Genomic DNA, 962 nt, shown 5'->3' with positions numbered 1-962 from the left:
GCCCAGCGGGCGCGCGAGCATGCCGAGCGCGTCGCCGTGACCTTCGATGGCCAGCACCTGAGCTATGCCCAGCTCAATCGCCGTGCCAATGCCTTGGCCCATGAACTGATCGACCGTGGCGTCGGCCCGGAGGTGCTGGTGGGCCTGGCAGTGGAGCGCAGCCTGGAGATGGTCGTGGGCCTGCTGGCGATCCTCAAGGCCGGCGGCGCCTACGTGCCGCTGGACCCGGCCTACCCGCAGGATCGCCTGGCCTACATGATCGAAGACAGCGGCATCGCGTTGCTGCTGGCCCAGCCGCAAGTGCTGGAGCGCCTGCCGGTGCCTGCTCAATTGCCCTGGGTGCTGCTGGGTGATGTCAGCGAACGCGACGATGACCCCGTGACGTCGGTAGGCCCGGACAACCTGGCCTACGTGATCTACACCTCCGGCTCCACCGGAAAACCCAAGGGCACCTTGCTGGCGCACCGCAACGTGCTGCGCCTGTTCTCGGCCACCGACCGCGGGTTCGGCTTCGGCCCGCAAGATGTATGGACGCTGTTCCACTCCTACGGTTTCGACTTCTCGGTCTGGGAAATCTTCGGCGCGCTGCTCTACGGCGGCCGCCTGTTGGTCGTGCCGCAAGACACCACCCGCTCCCCGCGCGAGTTCTACCAGCTGCTGTGCGAGCAGGGCGTCACCGTGCTCAACCAGACCCCTTCAGCCTTCAAGGCATTGATGCAAGTGGCCTGTGCCGAACCGGGCGAGCACCAGCTGCGCCACGTGATCTTCGGCGGCGAGGCCCTCGACGTGAAAAGCCTGCGCCCGTGGTTCGAGCGCTTCGGCGACCAGGCACCGCAATTGGTGAACATGTACGGCATCACCGAAACCACCGTGCACGTGACCTACCGCCCGCTGACCCTGGCCGACCTGGAGCTGGACGCCAGCAGCCCCCTCGGCGAGCCCATCGAAGACCTGTCTTGGTA

Annotated in this window: 1 protein-coding gene; it reads left to right on the top strand. The window is 66.6% G+C overall.

The features are described 5' to 3' along the window. Positions 1-962, top strand: a 962-nt coding sequence (locus RAC97_RS24595; protein ID WP_375102216.1) for an AMP-binding protein, incomplete at both ends; no start/stop codon positions are given.

Origin of the sequence: Pseudomonas sp. LS_2 (assembly GCF_042709235.1) — a bacterium.
In the GTDB taxonomy this organism is placed as follows: domain Bacteria; phylum Pseudomonadota; class Gammaproteobacteria; order Pseudomonadales; family Pseudomonadaceae; genus Aquipseudomonas.
The sequence above is the reverse complement of the archived record's forward strand: the minus strand, read 5'-3'. Positions and strand labels throughout refer to the sequence as shown.